The organism is Brenneria sp. g21c3 (assembly GCF_040240345.1).
Lineage (GTDB): Bacteria > Pseudomonadota > Gammaproteobacteria > Enterobacterales > Enterobacteriaceae > Brenneria.
This window is the reverse complement of the sequence record NZ_JBEIAB010000001.1, coordinates 404,085-424,453: the sequence shown is the minus strand read 5'-3', so window position 1 is coordinate 424,453 and position 20,369 is coordinate 404,085. Positions and strand designations below refer to the sequence as shown.

Here is a 20,369-nt window from a genome sequence, read left to right as displayed (position 1 = left end):
TCGCATGGCTCTTATTACGGCGTCAGGAAACACCGTTGTTGTGGCCAGTCGTTATCCGAAACAGACTCATATAGGGTAAAAATTGGATAAATTCACCCTGTGAGAATGTCCGTATCGTTATGGTTTAAAAAAATACTCCCGAGGCGTCATTACCGTCCCGACAGGATTTATTAATTAAATGCCGGCGGCTAATAAGCCCTGTTAACCGGCATGTTCTCCTTTACTGAAGCGTGCCGTTGAGTGCGGCTTCAACCTCGCTCGGCGAGGAAGCCGTAAGATTATAATTGGTCAGCAATGTTTTATATTCTGGCGACTGGACGACTTTTTTTACCGCCGCATCAAGCGTTTTATAGGTCTCTTCGTTACCTTTTTTCACGCCCAGTCCAATGAGGATAGGATAAATAATGCCGCTGCTTACGGTCAGCCGCTGCGTTTTTTTGGCGACATCGAATGCCACCGCCGAATCGTCAAACTGCACATCGACAGCCCGGGACATGACGGCCTGACTTGCTTCCGGGGCCGTTGGAAACTCTCTGATATCAATCGGTTTCAGCCCCTTATCGACACACAGGGTTTTAGATTCCCGGGCCATTTTAAACACCCACGCGGCGCCTTTGATTGAGCTGACTTTTTTACCGCATAGCATGCCGAGCTCCGTCGGCTGAAAGGCATCGCCTTTTCTGGCGATTAATACACCGCCGGTTTTTACATAGGGAATAAAGTCGATCTGTTTTGCTCGCTCTGGCGTCATATATAATGAAGAGGCGATAACGTCAAATTTTCCGTTGTTCACTCCCATAATAAGATTAGCGAAGCGCGTGTCGATAAATTCCGGCGTTACGTTAAGTTCTTTTACCACCATGCTGATAAATTCCGCATCAAAACCAGCCGCTTTATGATTTTCAATATAATTATAAGGCGGGTAGGTGAGGTCTGCGCCCACCTTCAGCGATTCCGCGAATACGGGTTTTATTAGTGCGGATAACAGCGCGGCACACACGGGAATCGTATATTTTTTCATAAAATATGTTTTTTTCTCGGATAAATTTTCGTCCATGTCATTCCCCTTGATAGGCTGGCGGTTTAAGTTATTCCTTTGTTGAAAAGCATATATCATGCCACCTTATAAAATAAGAAATTATTATCTATGTAAACCCGGACATAAACTTAACTTATTTCACTGTCTCTATGCGCAATATATCGGGGGCGATAGCCAATAATAATGGCTGATTTTATTTTTATGGCGCAGCCGATAACCGGTGAATTTTCGTCTGACTGCGGGGGTTTTGTCGATTGACAGGATTGATAAGGGCTTTTAATGTTCGATACCGGAGCAGTTGCACAATGACGGTGCGGACGACCGTTAATCCCTATTTTAAAATAGGGATACGGCGGTCATTAAGCTGATTTATCAGATGATTGATTTAGCCCTTGCGCGCTTTCGTGAATAGGATATTGCCAGATGAAACAAGGATATAGGCGTTTAATGCGAACTCAGGGTCAGCAGCCACTGTTCTAACTGCTGTCGGTTGATTTTCTTATTATCGATCTTGACGTAAGCGCTGCGCTCATCCGGCACGATAATCACCTCCGCCACGCCGGGCTGGGTACGCATTTGTTGTTCGAGATCGCGGTGATGCAAAGCCAAATCGGAGAGGGTAATTCTCAGACTGCTGAGGTAGGGCGGCTCCTGCATGGTGAAGCCGATAAGCAGCCACAATACGGCGATGCCTGCGCCGGCCGCGAAGACGACCGCCGCGCCATAGAGTTCAAACAGGGCGCCGCCCAGACTGCCGCCGATAGCCACGCCAAGAAACTGTGTCGTGGAATACACGCCCATCGCGGTGCCTTTATAGCCGGCTGGCGATTCTTTGCTGATCAACGACGGCAATAGTGCTTCCATCACGTTAAACGCCAGAAAAAACAACTGCACGCCGGCGATAATCTGCCAGAGCTGATTACCCGCGCCCCACAGCGCCAGCTCGGCGGCGATAAGCACCGCAATGCAGCCGACGAATACCTGCTTCATACGTCGTTTCAACTCGGCGTAGATAATGAACGGTACGACGCCGGCGAAGGAAACCAGCATGGTGACCAGATAGACTTTCCAGTGATCCTGCGGCGCAAGTCCGGCCTGTTCCATTACGCGCGGCAACGCCACAAAGCTCGACATCAGCAGAATATGCAAACTCATAATGCCGAAGTTCAGTTTCAGCAGGCGGCTATTGGCTAAAACCTTATGAAAGCTGCCGCGTACGATGGCCGATTCCCGATTCAGCACGTGAGCCGGAGGGACGGGGATCAGAGTCATGGTGATCGCAATGCCCATCAGCGCCAGCGCGGCAATCCCCCAGAATAAGGCCTGCAAGCCAAAAGCATGGGTGACGATAGGGCCTGCCACCATGGCGATGGCAAAAGTGACGCCGAAGCTGACGCCGATAAAGGCCATCGCTTTGGTTCGATTTTGCTCGCGGGTAAGATCGGACAGCAAAGCCATCACCGCGGCGGAAATCGCCCCGGAACCCTGTAGCGCGCGGCCAAGAATGATTCCCCAGATGGAGTCGCTGAGCGCGGCGATGACGCTGCCCAGGGTAAAGACCAGCAGGCCAACGACAATCAAAGGCTTGCGGCCGATACGATCCGACATCAGACCAAAGGGAATTTGAAAAATCGCCTGCATCAGGCCATAAATGCCGATAGCAACGCCGATAAGCGATTCGCTGGCGCCCTGCAATGCCATGCCGTAGGTGGTCAGAACGGGCAGTACCATAAACATGCCGAGCATACGCAGCGAAAATACCGTACCTAGCCCCCACGTTGCGCGCAGCTCGCCGGGAGTCATTTTATTGTCGTTCATTAATACCTCTGGAAAACAGTCGGCGTTATTCTAGTGCGTTATTCGTCTTTGCGTAAACGACAGGTTTGTTACGGTATTTGCCATTGACGCCCTCCCCAGCGAAGGGGAGGGGCGGGGGGAAAGCCGGAAGGGTTGCTTGAGCGGCGTGCCGATGATTAACGTAAATAAGTCAGTAACACTTCCTGCGTCGGCGCGATGGAGTCAACGGACATCATCACGCTCAGCGAGGTAATGGCGACAATCGAGAAGATAAACAGTTTTTTCGCCCATACCCGGTCATCATTGGCGTTTTTATAGCCTGACAACGCCATGCCTAACCACCACACGCTGACGGCGGCGGCAACCACCAGGTATTTGTAACCCGCATAACCGCCCAGAGACAGCATCAGGGTGGCAATCATAAACGCCAGGATATACAGCGTGATATGGTTTTTCGCCACGGAAATGCCTTTCACCACCGGCAATACCGGAATATTGGCGGCCTGGTAATCCTTAAAGCGGAAAATGGCGATCGCGTAGGAGTGCGGCATCTGCCACAGGCTGAAGATCAGCAGCAGAATCAGCGCGCCTGCGTCGAATTGGTTGCTGACGGCGCAATAACCGATAACCGGCGGCGCGGCGCCGGACAGGCTGCCAATCAGCGTGCCGTAAACCGAATGACGCTTCATATACAGGCTGTAAACGCCGACATAAACCACGAAGCCCATCACCGCCAGCCACATGGCCAGCGGATTGGCGGCGATATACAGCAGCGCAAAACCGGCAATACCCAGCAGCGAAGCGTAAACCAGGGTTACCTTCAGCGAAATCAGACCCTTCACCAGAACCCTGTTTTTGGTTCTCTCCATTTTTTTGTCGATATCGCGGTCGATAACGTTGTTAAACACACAACCCGACGCAACGACCAGCGATACTCCAAACAGCGTGGAAAGGAACAGGGGGTAATCAATGCTGCCTTGCGCGGCGAGGAGAAATCCGCCGATAACAGAAATCAGATTACCGAAAATAATGCCTGGTTTAGTGACTTGCAGGTATTTAATCATCTTTTACGGCTCGGTTACTGGATCATCATATTGGCGTGCGTGTTCCACATAATCCATATGGAACCGACGACGACAATGGCGATAATCAGGACGGTAAACACAAGGGCCACCACGTTCCAGCGCTCTTCCGAGGCGGAACTCAGATGCAGGAAGTACACCAGATGAACCAGAATCTGGATAACCGCACATCCGACAACGGCCAGGATGATGACGTTATGTGAGGCTGAACCGGCCATGACCATCGCAAAAGGGATCACGGTCAGGATAACGGACAGAACAAACCCTATCAGATAGGATTTGGCGCTACCGTGGCTGGCGCCTGCATGATCGGTGGTTGAATGACTCATTACATCGCCCCCATCAGATAAACAACGGTGAACACGCAAATCCAGACCACGTCCAGGAAGTGCCAGAACAGGCTCAGGCACATCAGGCGGGTTCTGTTGACGGCGGTCAGCCCACGGCTGGAAACCTGCGCCATCAAGATGGCGAGCCAGATCAGACCGGCGGTCACGTGGATGCCGTGGGTGCCGACCAACGCAAAGAACGCCGACAGGAAAGCGCTGCGATCCGGGCCGAAACCTTCGGCGATCAGGTGGTGGAATTCATAGATTTCCATGGCGATAAACGCCAGCCCGAACAGGAACGTCAGTCCCAGCCAGAGATTAACCTGCGATTTATTCCCCTTGTGCATGGCGATCATCGCCATGCCGTAGGTAATGCTGCTGAACAGCAGAACGAAGGTTTCCACCAGTACGAAAGGCAGTTCGAAAATGTCCTTTCCCGTCGGGCCGCCCGCGGTACCGTTAACCAGCACGGCATAGGTCGCGAACAGAGACGCAAACAGGATGCAGTCGCTCATCAGGTAGATCCAGAAGCCGAATACCTTGGTGGCCCCCGCATCGTGGTGCCCATGCTCGGCATGGGCTGCGCTATGGTTAGTCAGAGTTTCAGTTGACATGTTTCAGACCTGCTTTGCTGATTTGATCAAAATTCTGATTCTCAATTTGCTCGATGTCTTTAACCGGCACGTAGTAGTCAACGTCCTGATTAAAGCTATGCACGATCCAGGTCACGACCATACCGGCGAAGCCGATAATCGCCAGCCACCAGATATGCCAGATCATGGCAAAACCGAACACCAGGCTGAATGCAGAGATGATCACGCCCGCGCCGGTATTTTTCGGCATATGGATCTCTTCGTAACCCGCCGGGCGCTTATAAGCCTGGCCTTTCTCTTTGTCGTCCCAGAACGCATCGCGATCGTTGACGTGCGGCACGGTGGCGAAGTTATAGAACGGCGCCGGAGAAGAGGTTGACCATTCCAGCGTACGGCCGTCCCACGGGTCGCCCGTCAGGTCGCGGTTCTGATGGCGATCGCGAATACTGACGTAGAACTGCATCACCTGGCACAGAATACCGATGCCGATAAGCACGACGCCCGCGGAAGCCACCAGCAGCAGAGGATGGAATTCCGGGTTGATTTGCTGACTTAGACGACGGGTCATGCCCATAAAGCCCAGTACGTACAGCGGCATAAAGGCAACGAAGAAGCCGATGATCCAGAACCAGAACGCGCGTTTACCCCAGGTTTCGTTCAGGGTGAAGCCGAACGCTTTCGGGAACCAGTAAGTGATGCCGGCAAAGCAACCGAACACCACGCCGCCGATGATCACGTTGTGGAAGTGAGCGATCAGGAACAGGCTGTTGTGCAGCACGAAGTTGGCGCCCGGCACCGCCAGCAATACGCCGGTCATCCCGCCGATGGAGAAGGTGATGATGAAACCGGTGGTCCACAGCATCGCGGAGTGCGACTGAATGCGGCCCTGATACATGGTGAACAGCCAGTTAAAGATTTTCACCCCGGTCGGGATGGAAATAATCATCGTGGCGATGCCGAAGAAGGCGTTGACGTTGGCGCCGGAACCCATGGTGAAGAAGTGGTGCAGCCAGACGACGAACGACAGTACGGTAATCGCGATGGTCGCCCACACCAGCGAGGTGTAGCCGAACAGCCGTTTTTTACAGAACGTAGCCACGACTTCGGAATAGATACCGAATACCGGCAGCACCAGAATGTAAACTTCCGGATGACCCCAGGCCCAGATGAGGTTGATATACATCATCATGTTGCCGCCCATATCATTGGTAAAGAAATGGGTGCCGAGGTAACGATCCAGCGTCAGCAGCGCGATGGTCACGGTTAAAATCGGGAAGGCGGCGATAATCAGCACGTTGGTACACAGCGCCGTCCAGGTAAATACCGGCATTTTCATCAATGACATGCCGGGCGCGCGCATTTTCATGATGGTGGCGAAGAAGTTAACGCCGGTCAGCGTGGTGCCTAAACCGGATATCTGTAGACTCCATATCCAGTAATCGACCCCGACGCCGGGACTGTACTCCTTACCCGAAAGCGGCGGATAGGCCACCCAACCGGTCTGGGCGAATTCGCCGACCCCCAGAGAGATGTTGATCAGAATGACGCCGGCGACGAACAACCAGAAACTCAGCGAGTTCAGGAAAGGGAACGCCACGTCGCGGGCGCCGATTTGCAGCGGCACCGCCAGGTTCATCAACCCCACAACGAACGGCGTCGCCACAAAGAAAATCATGATCACGCCGTGCGCGGTAAAGATCTGATCGTAGTGGTGGGCGTTGAGGAAGCCGGCTTCGCCGGCGGAGGCAAGCGCCTGCTGACCACGCATCATGATGGCGTCGGCGAAACCACGTATCATCATCACCAGCGCGACGATGACATACATGATGCCGATCTTTTTATGGTCTACGGAGGTAAACCATTCCGTCCATAACCATTTCCACTTGCCGAAATAGGTTAATGCCGCCAGCAGCGCCAGGCCGCCGACGATGATCGCCACCACGGTAACCATGATGATGGGTTCATGATACGGAATTGCATCGAGTGTAAGTTTTCCGAACATCTTATTATCCCTCGGCTCCTTGATGTGAGGCATGCTCACTCATGTTCACACCCTCACTGTGCGGCATGTTTTCGTCGTGCTTCATGCCGTCACCATGATGTTGCATGTTCATGTCGTTGCCTGTGAATTTGCGAATAATATTTCTGAACAAATCCGGTTGAACGCTGGAGAAGTATTCCACGGGATGGTATTCACTTGGCTGAGCCAGCTTATTGAACTCATCCATGCTGTCGAGCGTTTTGGTCGATGCACGGACGTTCGCCACCCATTGGTCGAATTCCTGCTGGGTGGGGGTGGCAATGGCGGTGAACTTCATGCCGGAGAAGCCTTTTCCGCTATAGCCGCCGGAAATCCCGTCATATTTTCCAGGTTCATTCGCGATCAAATGAAGCTTGGTTTGCATACCGGCCATGGCGTATATCTGGCCCCCGAGACGCGGAATGAAGAAGGAATTCATGACCGAGTCAGAGGTGATTTTGAATGCGACAGGAACGTTTGCCGGGAACGCCAGTTCATTAACGCTGGCAATGCCCAGGTCCGGGTAAACAAACAGCCATTTCCAGTCAAGGGAAACCACTTCGACGTTAATTGGCTTAACGTCTGATTCCAAAGGCTTATAGGGATCAAGCGAATGGGTTGTCTTCCAGGTGATAGCGGCAAGGATCGCCACGATAATAATCGGCACGGTCCAGACAACGGCTTCAATCTTGTTGGAGTGCGACCAGTTGGGGGTATACTTTGCCTTTTCATTGGAAGCTCTGAACTTCCAGGCAAAGGCGATCGTCATAATGATGACGGGAACAACAACGATCAACATCAGCCCGATGGCCGTCAGTATTAACGATCTTTGTTCTAACCCGACTTGTCCTTTGGGATTCATCAGTGCCATATCGCAGCCGCTGAGTAGTACGGTAGCTGCAAATAAAGACAACATCCCAAAAATTTTATTGTAGTTCCTGAGTCTCATCTAGCGACCTCAATTACAAGGGCTCTATTGTCATTTCACGCGAGCGGGCATTTTACGGGAAGGTTACTGTACTGTAAACATGATTAAGGTTATGTCAGCCAGTTGTTGCCGCTTTTTGCACGGATTGTCACAAAGTCAGCGGTGAATAAAAATGGTATTTAAAAACAGGGAATTATCTCGTTACCCAAGCAAAAGTATGGATTGATAATAAAAAATTACAACCGCTAGCCGCTTTTATTTTCAAAGCGGCGAAAATTCCCGCCACAGCGAGACTTCTCGCCGTAGAAAATTTGTTTCGGCGAAATGTTTGGCGCGATGAAATAAATCTTTTCATTACGACATTATTCAGAATAAAAATAATTTAATAAGGGGAAAACAGCACAATAAGGCGCTTTTATCCCCTTAAAGCGTTCAACCGGAACGCGTTAAGGGCGCTCGCAACGCGAGATAATCCAGCAGGCTGCCCAGAATAATGCCCAGCAGCGCCAATCCGCCGCCCGTCATCAGCAAGTAATCAGCCAGCCGCGGCAGGATGGTCCAGCCGATGGCGTTGGTAATCAGCAATGCCAACCATAACCCCAGCAAGCCTGCGCCGATAGCCAGCGTGCGTAACGCCCCGGCATAATAACGGGAAAAAGCGTTGCGCGGCAGAAAATCGTCGGTTTGTTGCGTGTATTCCAGCGTTCCCCGACACACCATCAACAGCGCCAGCCCCGGCAGGGCGGCGAAGATGGAAAACAGATAAAACCACGCCCAGCCGTAGGACTCAACAAACCAGCCGGCAATCGGGCCGACATAGACCCGCCCCACGGCGGAAAGGGCCGACAGCAGGGCGAATTGCGTGGCGGAAAACGATCTGTTGCACAGCGTCATCAACAACGCCACGAACGCCGAGGTACCCATCCCGCCGCACAGGTTCTCCAGAAAGACGGCGCTGGCCATGGTGAACATGTTTTTATCGGTGACGGATAACAGCCAGTAACCCGCATTGGAAACCGCCTGCAAAATCCCGAACAGCATTAACGCCCTGAACAACGTTAGCCGCTGCATCAGCAGTCCGCCATAAACGGCGCCGACAATAGTGGCGAACAACCCGAGCGTTTTGTTGATCAGACCGACATCGCCGGCATTGAAGCCGACGCCGCGAATAAGGAAGGTGGTGGTCAGGGTGATGGCGAAGGCGTCGCCCAATTTATACAGCACGATTAACAGCAATATCAGCCAGGCATTGTTGCGTCCGAAGAAGTCACGCAACGGCGCGACGATCGCCTGCTCAATGGTGCGGGGCGCGGGTTGGCTGTTATGCGGTTCCGGCGCCAGCAGGGTGGCGAGCGCGCCGATGAGCATCAACCCGCCCATCAGCCAGTAAGTGGCCTGCCAGCCTAATACCCGGTCTGCAATCCATAGCGCCAGTCCGCCGGAAACCAGCATGGCCAGGCGATAACCCAATACCGAAACCGCCGCGCCGGTTCCCCGTTCTTCCGGCGGCAGCAGGTCCGTTTTGTAGGCGTCGAAAACAATATCCTGCGAGGCCGAGCAGAAAGCCACCAGCACCGCCAGCGCGGCCAGCCACCACAGGTGGTCCGCTGGATTCATAAACCCCATGGCGATAATCGCGCCAACCAGAGAGAGCTGGCTGAGCACCAACCATCCCCGGCGTCTGCCAAGGAACGGCGGAGTATAGCGATCCATCAGCGGCGACCACAAAAATTTGAACACGTAGGCTTGCCCGACCAGGGAAAAAAAGCCGATGGTTCTCAGATCGACGTTTTCCACCGTCATCCAGGCTTGCAGCGTGCCGGACGTCAACGCCAGAGGCAGACCGGAAGCAAAACCCAGCAGCAGAAGGAAAAGTGAATTACGCTGACTAAACAGATTAACGATACGACTAAGCATGAAAAGTCCTTTCCCTTGCTCCGCAGGGAAGGTTGCGGAGCAAAGGAAGCGGAATGGAAAGATTAACGGGCGTTTTCTTTAATGAAGGCGCTGACGCTGGTGTCCTGCGCCATGTCATTGATGACATCGGCCAACACCGTATTGACCGCATCGGTGATTTTATCGTTGGTCGCCGTGAAAGCGCCCTGAACATTATAGGTTGAACGATAGTTCTTAACCTGTTTGTTGCCGTTGGCGGCCTGGGAGATGATGGAAATGTCGGCTTTGGTCGTGATGTTGTAACGCAGGTTTCCTTCGGAGACGTCGGCATACAGATTGTTGACCACGATCTGTACAGCGACCGGGCCGCCGGTACCGATCATATAGCCCCGGGCGGTCATCTGTTTTTCCAGCGCTTCCTGCAACAGGAAACGCAGGTCGCGCGACGGGGTCAGGGTAACCAGTTGTCCCTCGCGGTTTACTTTCGCCAGAGCCTGGTCGGCGCGTTGATCTGCGCCATTGATACTGATCGTCACGCCCATCAGCGTCGGATCCTGTGAAGGAAGCGTAATCTTCGGCGTCACGTTAAGCGTGTTGCTTTTACTTGCGCAGCCGGCAAGCATCAGTACAGCTAAAAGCGGGAAAAATAATTTTTTTAACATGCGTAATTTCTCAGTAATGATTAGGGTGGTTAGCTGACAAAAATTGCTGGTATCATATCATTGCCGCCGACGGGGGAAAGAGCGGAGTCGGGGTAAATTTTTCTGAAATTTATCTTTATTCCCGTCATCGTTGTCGTTATCACGTCAGCGTCGGTGAAGATACGCCATTTAGCTGCTATTTATTATCTGCCGGCAGCGAGGCGTCAGCGATCATAACGGCTTGAAAAATAGCTAAGATTGAAGCGGACGGCCAGTCTGTCAACGACAGAGACGCCGGGCTGATACCGAACTTTTCAGCGTCGAAGGGGAAGCCGTATGATGCGTCAGGTTATAGAGGAAAAATTGCGGGCGGAATTCGAACCGCTTCACCTGGAAGTGATTGATGAAAGCTATCGTCATAATGTACCCGCCGGTTCTGAAAGCCATTTCAAAGTCGTTATCGTCAGCGACCGTTTTGCCGGGGAGCGGATGTTGGGACGTCATCGGGCTATCTATGCGGTGCTGGCCGCGGAACTGGCGAGTTCGGTGCATGCGTTGGCATTACATACCTACACGGCCAAAGAGTGGGATAGCCTGCAAAATGCCGTCCCTTCGTCACCGCCCTGCGGCGGCGCGGGCATCATGTCCTAGATTTCGGATCCAACCCGTTTCCGGACGGGTTGGATGAAAAAGAGCGCTAGTCCCTTTGAATAGTCTATCCGCCGTCCTCGACTCATCCTATCTATACCGCTATAATGCGGCGTCTATTTTTCCGGAATGTATTCGGGACGCTTCTGACTACAGGGAACAAGGGTCTGGTAACAACATGGTAGCCGTCCCGGTTCTGTAAGGTTTTTTTCCGTCGAGCGCTGCTGGCGCCTCGTTTGGAATTGAGCTTTGCTGTTGTGAGAATAGTTTTGGGGTTGACCGAGCACTGTGATTTTTTGAGGTAACAAGATGCAAGTTTCTGTTGAAACCACTCAAGGCCTTGGGCGCCGTGTAACGATTACCGTTGCTGCTGACAGCATTGAGAGTGCAGTTAAGAGCGAGCTGGTCAACGCGGCCAAAAAAGTACGTATTGACGGCTTTCGCAAAGGCAAAGTGCCGATGAATATTGTTGCTCAGCGTTATGGTGCATCCGTGCGTCAGGACGTGCTGAGCGATTTGATGCAGCGTAATTTCGTTGATGCCATCATCAAGGAAAAGATTAACCCAGTTGGTGCGCCGAACTATGTTCCGGGTGAATATCAAGTGGGCGGCGACTTCACTTACTCCGTTGAATTCGAAGTGTATCCAGAAGTTGAACTGAAAGATCTGGAATCAATCGAAGTCGAAAAACCGGTTGTTGAAGTGACGGAAGCCGATGTCGATACCATGCTGGAAACGCTGCGTAAACAGCAGGCGACCTGGAAGGAAAGCGACGGTGCGGCGACTGCTGAAGATCGCGTGACCCTCGATTTCACCGGTTCTATCGATGGCGAAGAGTTTGAAGGCGGTAAAGCTTCCGACTTCGTACTGGCGATGGGCCAGGGTCGTATGATCCCTGGTTTTGAAGATGGCGTTGTCGGTCACAAAGCCGGCGAAGAATTCACGATTGATGTGAACTTCCCTGAAGACTACCACGCGGAAAACCTGAAAGGTAAGGCGGCTAAATTCGCCATCGTGCTGAAAAAGGTCGAAGAGCGTGAATTGCCTGAACTGACTGAAGAATTCATCAAACGTTTCGGCGTGGAAGATGGTTCTCAGGAAGGTCTGCGTGCCGAAGTTCGCAAAAATATGGAACGTGAGCTGAAAGGCGCGGTACGTAACCGTGTGAAAACCCAGGTTCTGGATGGTCTGATCAAAGCGAACGACATCGACGTTCCGGCTGCGCTGATCGACGGCGAAATCGACGTTCTGCGTCGTCAGGCTGCGCAGCGTTTCGGCGGCAACGAAAAACAGGCGCTGGAACTGCCGCGCGAACTGTTTGAAGAGCAAGCCAAACGCCGCGTTGTTATTGGTCTGCTGCTGGGTGAAGTCATCAGCGCCAATGAGCTGAAAGCTGACGAAGAGCGCGTTAAAGTGTTGATCGACGAAATGGCTTCCGCGTATGAAGATCCGCAGGAAGTTGTCGAGTTCTACAGCAAAAACAAAGAACTGATGAACAACATGCGCAACGTTGCCCTGGAAGAACAAGCGGTTGAAACGCTGCTTGCCAAGGCAAAAGTGGTTGAAAAATCCGTCGGCTTTAACGAGCTGATGAATCAGACTACGACAGCATAAGCATCATTATCTTTGTTTTTCAGGGGATTTTTTCCCCTGTCAAAAAAGCCCGTAGCCCTATGGCGCGGGTTTTTTCTATTTAAATGATAGCCTGATCATCGGTTGGTTTTTCAACGGAATGCCTTAAAGTACACTACTATAAAAAGAGTATGTCGCGCCGGCTGGTTGGACGTTGACGTTATCGCCGATAACACTTTAATGTAAAACAAGGGATAGTGTAAGCTTGAAAAAACGGTGCGGATACCCCAAATAACTGAAGAGAAAAAGAGGCATCATTAGGGATCTCCGGCCAATCGTGTTTGTCCCTTGGATGAATGAAGCGCATGCATCGGCATGGTCATCATCATTTATCTAAAGTAGAATCGGACAAGAATGATGCCGGACGTATTTTATTTAGGAGACGTGAATGTCATACAGTGGCGAACAAGAAAGACAAGCACCGCACATGGCCCTGGTGCCGATGGTGGTTGAGCAAACCTCTCGTGGGGAACGTTCTTACGATATTTATTCCCGTCTGCTTAAAGAACGGATCATCTTCCTGACCGGTCAGGTCGAAGATCATATGGCGAACCTGATCGTCGCCCAGATGCTGTTTCTGGAAGCTGAAAATCCGGAAAAAGACATTTTCCTGTACATCAACTCCCCTGGGGGCGTCATTACCGCCGGCATGTCCATCTACGATACCATGCAGTTTATCAAGCCGGACGTCAGCACCATCTGTATGGGACAGGCTTGTTCCATGGGGTCGTTCCTGCTGGCCGCGGGCGCGAAGGGCAAACGTATCTGCCTGCCCAATTCCCGGGTAATGATTCACCAGCCGCTGGGCGGATTCCAGGGGCAGGCAACGGATATTGAAATCCATGCCAAAGAAATATTGAAAGTGAAGGCCAGAATGAATGAATTGATGGCCAAACATACGGGTCAGCCTCTTGAAGTGATAGAAAGAGACACTGAGCGCGACCGTTTCCTCTCCGCCAATGAGGCGGTAGACTACGGTCTGGTAGATTCTGTATTCACTAATCGTCATTGATGTTTTGCGATGTGAGCAGTTTATAGTGGCTGAAAAATCAGTGTTCGACCGATAGTCTGTTGTGCAGTGTATGCTTGCGCGTATTGGCTATAAATGTCGGCGTTCGCTGTAGCGATATCGCTGTGGTTGGCCTGCGGGCAAAAGACTAAGAAGAGGTTTACTGATGACAGATAAGCGCAAAGACGGTTCAGGAAAGTTGCTGTACTGCTCTTTCTGCGGCAAAAGCCAGCATGAAGTACGCAAGCTGATTGCCGGGCCGTCAGTGTATATCTGCGATGAATGTGTTGACTTGTGTAACGACATTATTCGCGAAGAAATTAAAGAAGTGTCTCCGCATCGTGAGCGCAGTGCGCTACCGACGCCGCATGAAATCCGTCACCATCTTGACGATTACGTCATCGGTCAGGAACAGGCCAAGAAGGTGCTGTCGGTCGCGGTATATAACCACTATAAACGGTTACGCAACGGCGACAGCAGTAACGGCATCGAATTGGGCAAAAGTAACATTTTGCTGATCGGCCCGACCGGTAGCGGTAAAACATTGCTGGCGGAAACGCTGGCGCGTTTTCTGGACGTACCGTTCACCATGGCCGACGCCACTACGCTGACCGAAGCCGGTTATGTGGGCGAGGACGTGGAGAACATCATTCAGAAGCTGCTGCAAAAATGTGACTATGATGTGCAGAAAGCGCAGCGCGGGATTGTCTATATTGATGAAATCGACAAGATTTCACGTAAATCCGACAACCCGTCGATTACGCGCGACGTGTCCGGCGAAGGGGTTCAGCAAGCGCTGCTGAAACTGATCGAAGGGACCATCGCCGCGGTGCCGCCGCAGGGCGGGCGCAAGCATCCGCAGCAGGAGTTTTTGCAGGTTGATACCTCCAAGATCCTCTTTATTTGCGGCGGCGCGTTTGCCGGTCTGGACAAGGTTATCGAGCAGCGTACCGACACCGGACGCGGCATCGGTTTTGGCGCGACGGTAAAAGGGACGTCGGAAAAGGCGACGGAAGGCGAGCTGTTAGGCCAGGTCGAACCCGGCGATTTGATCAAGTTTGGATTGATCCCTGAATTTATCGGTCGTTTGCCGGTGGTCGCCACGCTGAAAGAACTGAGCGAAGATGCGCTGATCCAGATTCTGCGTGAACCGAAAAATGCGCTGACCAAGCAGTATCAGGCGTTGTTCAACCTGGAAGGCGTTGAGCTGGAGTTTCGTGATGAAGCGCTGACGGCGATCGCCAAGAAAGCGATGGCGCGTAAAACCGGCGCGCGTGGTTTGCGCTCAATCGTGGAAGCCGCATTGCTGGATACCATGTACGACCTGCCGTCACTGGAAAGCGTTGATAAAGTGGTGATTGATGAGTCAGTCATCGCTGGTCAGTCCGAGCCTTTGTTGATCTACGGTAAGCCCGAAGCTCAGCAGGCATCCGGCGAATAGTTAACCAAAAAAACGTCTTGCAAGGCAAAAATGGGGGATTTTATCCCCCATTCGCTTTTACACGGATTCTGATCGTTGAATGTAAGATATTTATCCCCATATACTCAATTACCTATTTGGTGAAACCCGTGAAGATCGTGTTTCACGAGATTCCCTTAACCTGGCGGAAACGAAACTAAGAGAGAGCTCTATGAACCCTGAGCGTTCCGAACGCATAGAAATCCCCGTATTGCCGCTGCGCGATGTGGTGGTTTATCCGCACATGGTGATTCCGTTGTTTGTTGGTCGGGAAAAGTCAATTCGGTGCCTTGAAGCCGCGATGGATCATGATAAAAAGATCATGCTGGTGGCGCAGAAAGAAGCTTCAACGGATGAGCCAAGTATTAACGATCTTTTCTCGGTAGGGACGGTAGCCTCGATTCTTCAAATGCTGAAACTGCCGGACGGCACGGTGAAAGTGCTGGTTGAAGGGTTGCAGCGTGCGCGTATTACGACACTGTCTGACAGCGGCGAACATTTCACCGCGCAGGCGGAATATCTTGATTCCCCGGCGATTGACGAGCGTGAGCAGGAAGTTCTGATGCGCACGGCAATCAATCAGTTCGAAGGTTATATCAAGCTGAATAAAAAGATCCCGCCGGAAGTGCTGACATCGTTGAACAGCATTGACGATGCCGCGCGTCTGGCCGATACCATCGCCGCCCATATGCCGCTGAAGCTGACGGATAAGCAGTCGGTGCTTGAAATGTCCGATATAACGGAACGTTTAGAGTATCTGATGGCGATGATGGAATCCGAAATCGACCTGTTGCAGGTTGAAAAGCGGATCCGCAGCCGCGTCAAGAAGCAGATGGAGAAGAGCCAGCGCGAGTATTATCTGAATGAGCAAATGAAAGCGATTCAGAAAGAACTCGGCGAAATGGATGATGCGCCGGACGAACATGAAGCGCTGAAGCGCAAGATTGAAGCGGCGAAAATGCCGAAGGAAGCGCGCGAAAAAACCGAAGCGGAACTGCAAAAGCTGAAGATGATGTCGCCGATGTCTGCTGAGGCGACGGTGGTACGCGGTTATATCGACTGGATGGTGCAGGTTCCCTGGAATGCCCGCAGCAAAGTGAAGAAAGATTTGCGCAAGGCGCAGGAGATGCTGGATACCGACCATTATGGCCTTGAGCGCGTCAAAGAACGCATTCTGGAATACCTTGCGGTGCAGAGTCGCGTCAGCAAGATCAAAGGGCCGATCCTGTGTCTGGTCGGGCCGCCGGGGGTGGGTAAAACCTCGTTGGGGCAGTCTATCGCCAAAGCGACCGGTCGTCAGTACGTGCGGATGGCGCTGGGCGGGGTGCGTGATGAAGCGGAAATCCGTGGTCACCGTCGTACCTATATCGGTTCCATGCCGGGTAAATTGATCCAGAAGATGGCGAAAGTCGGGGTGAAAAACCCGCTGTTCCTGTTGGATGAGATCGACAAAATGTCTTCCGACATGCGCGGCGATCCCGCTTCGGCATTGCTGGAAGTGCTGGACCCGGAACAGAACGTGGCGTTTAACGACCACTATCTGGAAGTGGATTACGATCTGTCGGATGTGATGTTTGTCGCAACATCCAACTCGATGAACATTCCTGCGCCGCTGCTTGATCGTATGGAAGTGATCCGCCTTTCCGGCTATACCGAAGACGAAAAGCTGAACATTGCCAAACAGCATCTGCTGCCGAAACAGATTGAACGCAATGCGCTGAAGAAAAACGAGCTGGTGGTTGATGATAGTGCGATTGTCGGCATTATCCGTTACTACACGCGTGAAGCAGGCGTGCGTAGTCTGGAACGGGAAATTTCCAAACTATGCCGCAAAGCGGTGAAAACGCTGTTGATGGATAAATCGGTTAAGCATATCGAGATCACCGGCGACAACCTCAAGGATTTCCTTGGCGTACAGCGCTTCGATTATGGTCGGGCGGATGATGAAAACCGTGTCGGTCAGGTTACCGGATTGGCGTGGACGGAGGTGGGCGGCGACCTGTTGACCATTGAAACCGCCTGTGTTCCTGGTAAAGGCAAGCTGACGTATACCGGGTCATTGGGCGAGGTCATGCAGGAGTCGATTCAGGCCGCGCTCACCGTGGTGCGCGCCAGAGCCGATAAGCTGGGCATCAATGCGGATTTCTATGAAAAACGCGATATCCACGTGCATGTTCCCGAAGGCGCGACGCCGAAAGACGGCCCGAGCGCCGGGATTGCGATGTGTACCGCGCTGGTCTCCTGTCTGACCGGGAATCCGGTGCGGGCTGATGTCGCCATGACGGGGGAGATTACCTTGCGTGGTCTGGTGCTGCCCATCGGCGGTTTGAAAGAGAAACTGCTGGCAGCCCATCGCGGCGGTATCAAAACGGTATTGATCCCGGATGATAACAAGCGCGATCTTGAAGAGATTCCGCAAAACGTCATCGCCGATCTGGACATCCATCCGGTGAAACGGATCGAGGAAGTTCTGTCGCTGGCATTGCAGAATGCGCCGTATGGTATGCAGGTTGTTACCTCTACGGCCAAGGCGAAATAGTGATATATCGCAAAAACCCTTGAGAAAATCAGAGCTGGTAAGTGAAATCGTGCTTGCCAGCTTTTTTTTGTACCGCTAAGTTAGAGCACTGTTGGTTTTAGCGGTAACTTGCTAAGGTCTGACAGGATTGTTATAAATTTGGTGTCGTGTTTTGGGAATTTCAGCGCGACCATAGAATTCCAAAGGGGATGAAAGAGTGAACAAGTCACAATTGATCGACAAAATTGCCGCAGATGCTGACATTTCCAAGGCAGCGGCAGGGCGTGTGTTGGATGCAATTATTGGTTCCGTAACTGAATCTCTGAAAGAAGGAGATGATGTTGCTCTGGTTGGTTTCGGTACTTTCTCCGTACGTGAACGCGCTGCTCGTACCGGTCGTAACCCGCAGACGGGTAAAGAAATCAGTATCCCGGCAGCAAAAGTACCAGGCTTCCGTGCCGGTAAGACGCTGAAAGACGCCGTTAACTGATTATTACGTCACAGGTTTGGCGGGTAGCCAAACATTACCTGACGCAAAGATAATGGTAGGGTAAGATACGAGGCGCATCATTTTATGATGTGCCTTTTATTATGACGGGCCGTTTTGCCCACCGCCTCTGGGGCTGCCGCACGCGATGTTCAACATTGCTCCCGGCGATCTTTTATGCCGGTTATTCGCGGCGGCGTGCTTTAGTGGTCATTGTGGTGCAATGTTAAAGAACATTCCTGATGTTTTTTAGCGGGTAATTCAGGTTACTATTGTCAGATAAAGATTAAACTCGCCCTAGCCTTGTTTGTGGAGGATGCATGGTTTTACCAGCGCAGGGAGTGTTATTCATTCTACAGCGGAGTGTTGTCACATTATGATGGACAATTTACGCGCGGCCGCTAATAACGTCGTGCTCAAAATTATTCTTGCCTTAATCATTGCATCGTTCGTTTTAACCGGCGTCGGCGATTATCTTATCGGCGGCTCCGGAAACTATGCCGCGAAGGTTAATGGGCAGGAAATTTCCAGTGCTCAGCTTGAGCAAGCCGTACAGAACGAGCGTAACCGCCAGCAAAACGCGTTAGGTGAAAACTTTTCCATTCTGGCGGGCAACGAGGGCTATATGCAGCAACTGCGCCAGCAGGCGCTCTCTCAGCTGATTGATGAAGTCCTGTTGGATCAATATGCCGACACCTTAGGGCTGAACATCAGCGATGAACAGATCAAGCAGGCGATTTTCGCTGTTCCGGCATTCCAGACGAATAACCGTTTTGATAATGAAAAATATCTGGCTCAGGTTCGTCGTCTGGGTTTGACGCCCGATGGCTATGCCGAACTGCTGCGCAAGCAATTGACTTCCCAGCAGCTGATTCGCGGGTTTGGCGATACGGCGTTCATCCTGCCGCAGGAAATCGACAATCTGGTCAAGCTTGCCGCCCAGGATAGGGTAGTTCGTCTGGCGACCATCGATATTGACGCCGGCGCTAAAGCTCAAACCGCTTCTGATGAGGAAATTCAAAGCTATTACGACCAGAATAAGATCCGTTTCATTGCGCCGGAAGCGTTCAAGGTCAGCTATATCACGCTGGACGCCGCGAGCCTGATGGATAAAACCGTGGTCGATGATGCGGCTATCGCTGATTTTTATGAAAAAAATAAAAACGACTATACCCAGCCCGAACGCAAGAAATTCAGCATCATTCAGGTAAAAACCGATGCGGAGGCGCAGTCTGCGCTGGATGCGCTTAAACAAGGCGCAGACTTTGCGACCCTGGCGAAAGAAAAGTCGACGGACCCGATTTCTCGTCGCAACGGCGGGGATTTGGGATGGATGGATGAAAACGCCATCGTTGACGATCTTAAGCAAGCGAATCTGACGGAGAAAGGGCAGCTCTCTGCGGCAATCAAATCCTCGGTGGGATATTTGGTCGTGCGTCTGGATGATATCCAGCCGTCTCAGGTTAAACCGCTTGGCGAAGTGCGTGACGAGATTGCCGCCAAGGTTAAGCATGAAAAAGCGCTCGATGAATATTTTGCCTTACAGCAAAAAGTCAGCGAGGCCGCCAGCAACGACAATGAGTCTTTGGCTTCCGCCGAAGAAGCCGCCGGCGTGAAGGCGACGCAGACTGACTGGTTTACTCGCGAGCAGGTACCTGCCGCCTTGAATTTCCAGCCTGTGACTCAGGCCATTTTTGATGGCGGACTGATTGGCGAAAGCGGCAGCCCCGGAAGCAATTCCGACGTGATCAGCGTTGACGGCGATCGTGCCTTTGTCATCCGGGTTACCGATCATAAAGCGGAAAGCACGCGTCCGCTGGATCAGGTGCGCGATCAGGTCATTCAGACGGTTAAACGTCAGAAGGCGGAACAGCAAGCCCGCGTGGACGCTGAAAAAATTCTGGCCGACCTGAAACAGGGCAAGGATGATGCGCTAAAAGCGGCGAAACTGAGTTTCGGCGAGCCGAAAACCCTGTCTTCGCTTTCTCAGGGGGACGTGATGGCCGAGTCTGTTTTTGCTCTGCCTCATCCTGCCAAAGATCAATCATCTTACGGCATTACCCAGGATCAGGCGGGTAATGTGGTGTTGGTGGCGCTCGACAGCGTGAATCCGCACCCATTGACCGATCAGCAGAAAGAGCAGTTCGCCGGTCAGATACAGCAAAGTACGGTAGGATCGCTATTTGATGCCTTACTGATTAGCTTGCGCAGCGAAGCGAAAATTAAGCAGGGTTCCGCCGCTCAGGAACAGCAATAAGCTCCGCATAAATTTGCAAACCGTTGCAACGCCA

The 20,369-nt window shown here is 52.2% G+C and carries 16 protein-coding genes; 7 read left to right on the top strand and 9 right to left on the bottom strand.

Features of this window, described 5'->3' with window-relative positions; all coding sequences use genetic code 11:
• Nucleotides 1-220: 220 nt before the first annotated feature.
• From ABRZ28_RS01895 to ABRZ28_RS01855, 9 genes are all read right to left on the bottom strand, one after another.
• The gene (locus ABRZ28_RS01895; RefSeq protein WP_330519364.1) at nt 221-1,057 is read right to left on the bottom strand and encodes a transporter substrate-binding domain-containing protein; all 837 of its coding nucleotides are present in this window, start codon (nt 1,055-1,057) and stop codon (nt 221-223) included.
• Between the two features lie 426 nt (nt 1,058-1,483).
• Nucleotides 1,484-2,857 (bottom strand): MFS transporter, encoded by a 1,374-nt coding sequence (locus ABRZ28_RS01890; RefSeq protein WP_319603557.1) that lies wholly within the window; start codon nt 2,855-2,857, stop codon nt 1,484-1,486.
• A gap of 155 nt (nt 2,858-3,012) precedes the next feature.
• Complete coding sequence (cyoE, locus tag ABRZ28_RS01885) at nt 3,013-3,900, bottom strand: heme o synthase (RefSeq protein WP_319603556.1); 888 nt, start codon at nt 3,898-3,900, stop codon at nt 3,013-3,015.
• A 14-nt stretch (nt 3,901-3,914) separates the two neighbouring features.
• The gene (locus ABRZ28_RS01880) at nt 3,915-4,247 is read right to left on the bottom strand and encodes a cytochrome o ubiquinol oxidase subunit IV (protein ID WP_319603555.1); all 333 of its coding nucleotides are present in this window, start codon (nt 4,245-4,247) and stop codon (nt 3,915-3,917) included.
• Nucleotides 4,247-4,861, bottom strand: coding sequence for a cytochrome o ubiquinol oxidase subunit III (locus tag ABRZ28_RS01875; RefSeq protein WP_319603554.1), 615 nt, complete (start codon nt 4,859-4,861; stop codon nt 4,247-4,249). Before ABRZ28_RS01875 ends, ABRZ28_RS01880 begins: the two co-directional genes overlap by 1 nt.
• A complete protein-coding gene (gene cyoB / locus ABRZ28_RS01870) occupies nt 4,851-6,842 on the bottom strand; it encodes a cytochrome o ubiquinol oxidase subunit I (RefSeq protein WP_319603553.1) in 1,992 nt (663 codons plus the stop codon). Before cyoB ends, ABRZ28_RS01875 begins: the two co-directional genes overlap by 11 nt.
• 4 nt (nt 6,843-6,846) lie before the next feature.
• Nucleotides 6,847-7,809: a cytochrome o ubiquinol oxidase subunit II gene (cyoA, locus tag ABRZ28_RS01865; RefSeq protein ID WP_319603552.1), complete on the bottom strand. Its 963-nt coding sequence runs from the start codon at nt 7,807-7,809 to the stop codon at nt 6,847-6,849.
• Nucleotides 7,810-8,220: 411 nt separating this feature from the next.
• Nucleotides 8,221-9,705: a muropeptide MFS transporter AmpG gene (ampG, locus tag ABRZ28_RS01860; RefSeq protein WP_330519363.1), complete on the bottom strand. Its 1,485-nt coding sequence runs from the start codon at nt 9,703-9,705 to the stop codon at nt 8,221-8,223.
• Nucleotides 9,706-9,767: 62 nt separating this feature from the next.
• A complete protein-coding gene (locus ABRZ28_RS01855; protein ID WP_319603550.1) occupies nt 9,768-10,346 on the bottom strand; it encodes a lipoprotein in 579 nt (192 codons plus the stop codon).
• 315 nt (nt 10,347-10,661) lie between these two features.
• Between ABRZ28_RS01855 and bolA the strand changes: the two genes are divergently transcribed.
• From bolA to ppiD, 7 genes are all read left to right on the top strand, one after another.
• Nucleotides 10,662-10,976, top strand: a complete 315-nt coding sequence (gene bolA / locus ABRZ28_RS01850) for a transcriptional regulator BolA (RefSeq protein WP_330519362.1) — start codon at nt 10,662-10,664, stop codon at nt 10,974-10,976.
• A 306-nt stretch (nt 10,977-11,282) separates the two neighbouring features.
• Complete coding sequence (gene tig, locus ABRZ28_RS01845) at nt 11,283-12,587, top strand: trigger factor (protein WP_330519361.1); 1,305 nt, start codon at nt 11,283-11,285, stop codon at nt 12,585-12,587.
• Nucleotides 12,588-12,993: 406 nt separating this feature from the next.
• Nucleotides 12,994-13,617 carry an ATP-dependent Clp endopeptidase proteolytic subunit ClpP gene (gene clpP / locus ABRZ28_RS01840; RefSeq protein ID WP_319603547.1) on the top strand — a complete coding sequence of 208 codons (624 nt, stop codon included), beginning with the start codon at nt 12,994-12,996 and terminating at the stop codon, nt 13,615-13,617.
• Nucleotides 13,618-13,780: 163 nt separating this feature from the next.
• On the top strand, nt 13,781-15,055 hold the full coding sequence (gene clpX, locus ABRZ28_RS01835; RefSeq protein ID WP_319603546.1) for an ATP-dependent protease ATP-binding subunit ClpX: 1,275 nt from the start codon (nt 13,781-13,783) through the stop codon (nt 15,053-15,055).
• 190 nt (nt 15,056-15,245) lie between these two features.
• On the top strand, nt 15,246-17,612 hold the full coding sequence (gene lon / locus ABRZ28_RS01830; protein WP_319603544.1) for an endopeptidase La: 2,367 nt from the start codon (nt 15,246-15,248) through the stop codon (nt 17,610-17,612).
• A gap of 196 nt (nt 17,613-17,808) precedes the next feature.
• Nucleotides 17,809-18,081: a nucleoid-associated protein HU-beta gene (hupB, locus tag ABRZ28_RS01825; RefSeq protein ID WP_005976031.1), complete on the top strand. Its 273-nt coding sequence runs from the start codon at nt 17,809-17,811 to the stop codon at nt 18,079-18,081.
• Nucleotides 18,082-18,454: 373 nt separating this feature from the next.
• Nucleotides 18,455-20,335: a peptidylprolyl isomerase gene (gene ppiD, locus ABRZ28_RS01820; RefSeq protein ID WP_319603543.1), complete on the top strand. Its 1,881-nt coding sequence runs from the start codon at nt 18,455-18,457 to the stop codon at nt 20,333-20,335.
• The last annotated feature ends 34 nt before the right edge of the window (nt 20,336-20,369 follow it).

Coding starts and splice junctions, on each gene's coding strand:
- ABRZ28_RS01895 (WP_330519364.1), bottom strand. CDS start 1,057: ATGGACGAAAATTTATCCGAGAAAAAAACATATTTTATGAAAAAATAT.
- ABRZ28_RS01890 (WP_319603557.1), bottom strand. CDS start 2,857: ATGAACGACAATAAAATGACTCCCGGCGAGCTGCGCGCAACGTGGGGG.
- cyoE (WP_319603556.1), bottom strand. CDS start 3,900: ATGATTAAATACCTGCAAGTCACTAAACCAGGCATTATTTTCGGTAAT.
- ABRZ28_RS01880 (WP_319603555.1), bottom strand. CDS start 4,247: ATGAGTCATTCAACCACCGATCATGCAGGCGCCAGCCACGGTAGCGCC.
- ABRZ28_RS01875 (WP_319603554.1), bottom strand. CDS start 4,861: ATGTCAACTGAAACTCTGACTAACCATAGCGCAGCCCATGCCGAGCAT.
- cyoB (WP_319603553.1), bottom strand. CDS start 6,842: ATGTTCGGAAAACTTACACTCGATGCAATTCCGTATCATGAACCCATC.
- cyoA (WP_319603552.1), bottom strand. CDS start 7,809: ATGAGACTCAGGAACTACAATAAAATTTTTGGGATGTTGTCTTTATTT.
- ampG (WP_330519363.1), bottom strand. CDS start 9,705: ATGCTTAGTCGTATCGTTAATCTGTTTAGTCAGCGTAATTCACTTTTC.
- ABRZ28_RS01855 (WP_319603550.1), bottom strand. CDS start 10,346: ATGTTAAAAAAATTATTTTTCCCGCTTTTAGCTGTACTGATGCTTGCC.
- bolA (WP_330519362.1), top strand. CDS start 10,662: ATGATGCGTCAGGTTATAGAGGAAAAATTGCGGGCGGAATTCGAACCG.
- tig (WP_330519361.1), top strand. CDS start 11,283: ATGCAAGTTTCTGTTGAAACCACTCAAGGCCTTGGGCGCCGTGTAACG.
- clpP (WP_319603547.1), top strand. CDS start 12,994: ATGTCATACAGTGGCGAACAAGAAAGACAAGCACCGCACATGGCCCTG.
- clpX (WP_319603546.1), top strand. CDS start 13,781: ATGACAGATAAGCGCAAAGACGGTTCAGGAAAGTTGCTGTACTGCTCT.
- lon (WP_319603544.1), top strand. CDS start 15,246: ATGAACCCTGAGCGTTCCGAACGCATAGAAATCCCCGTATTGCCGCTG.
- ppiD (WP_319603543.1), top strand. CDS start 18,455: ATGATGGACAATTTACGCGCGGCCGCTAATAACGTCGTGCTCAAAATT.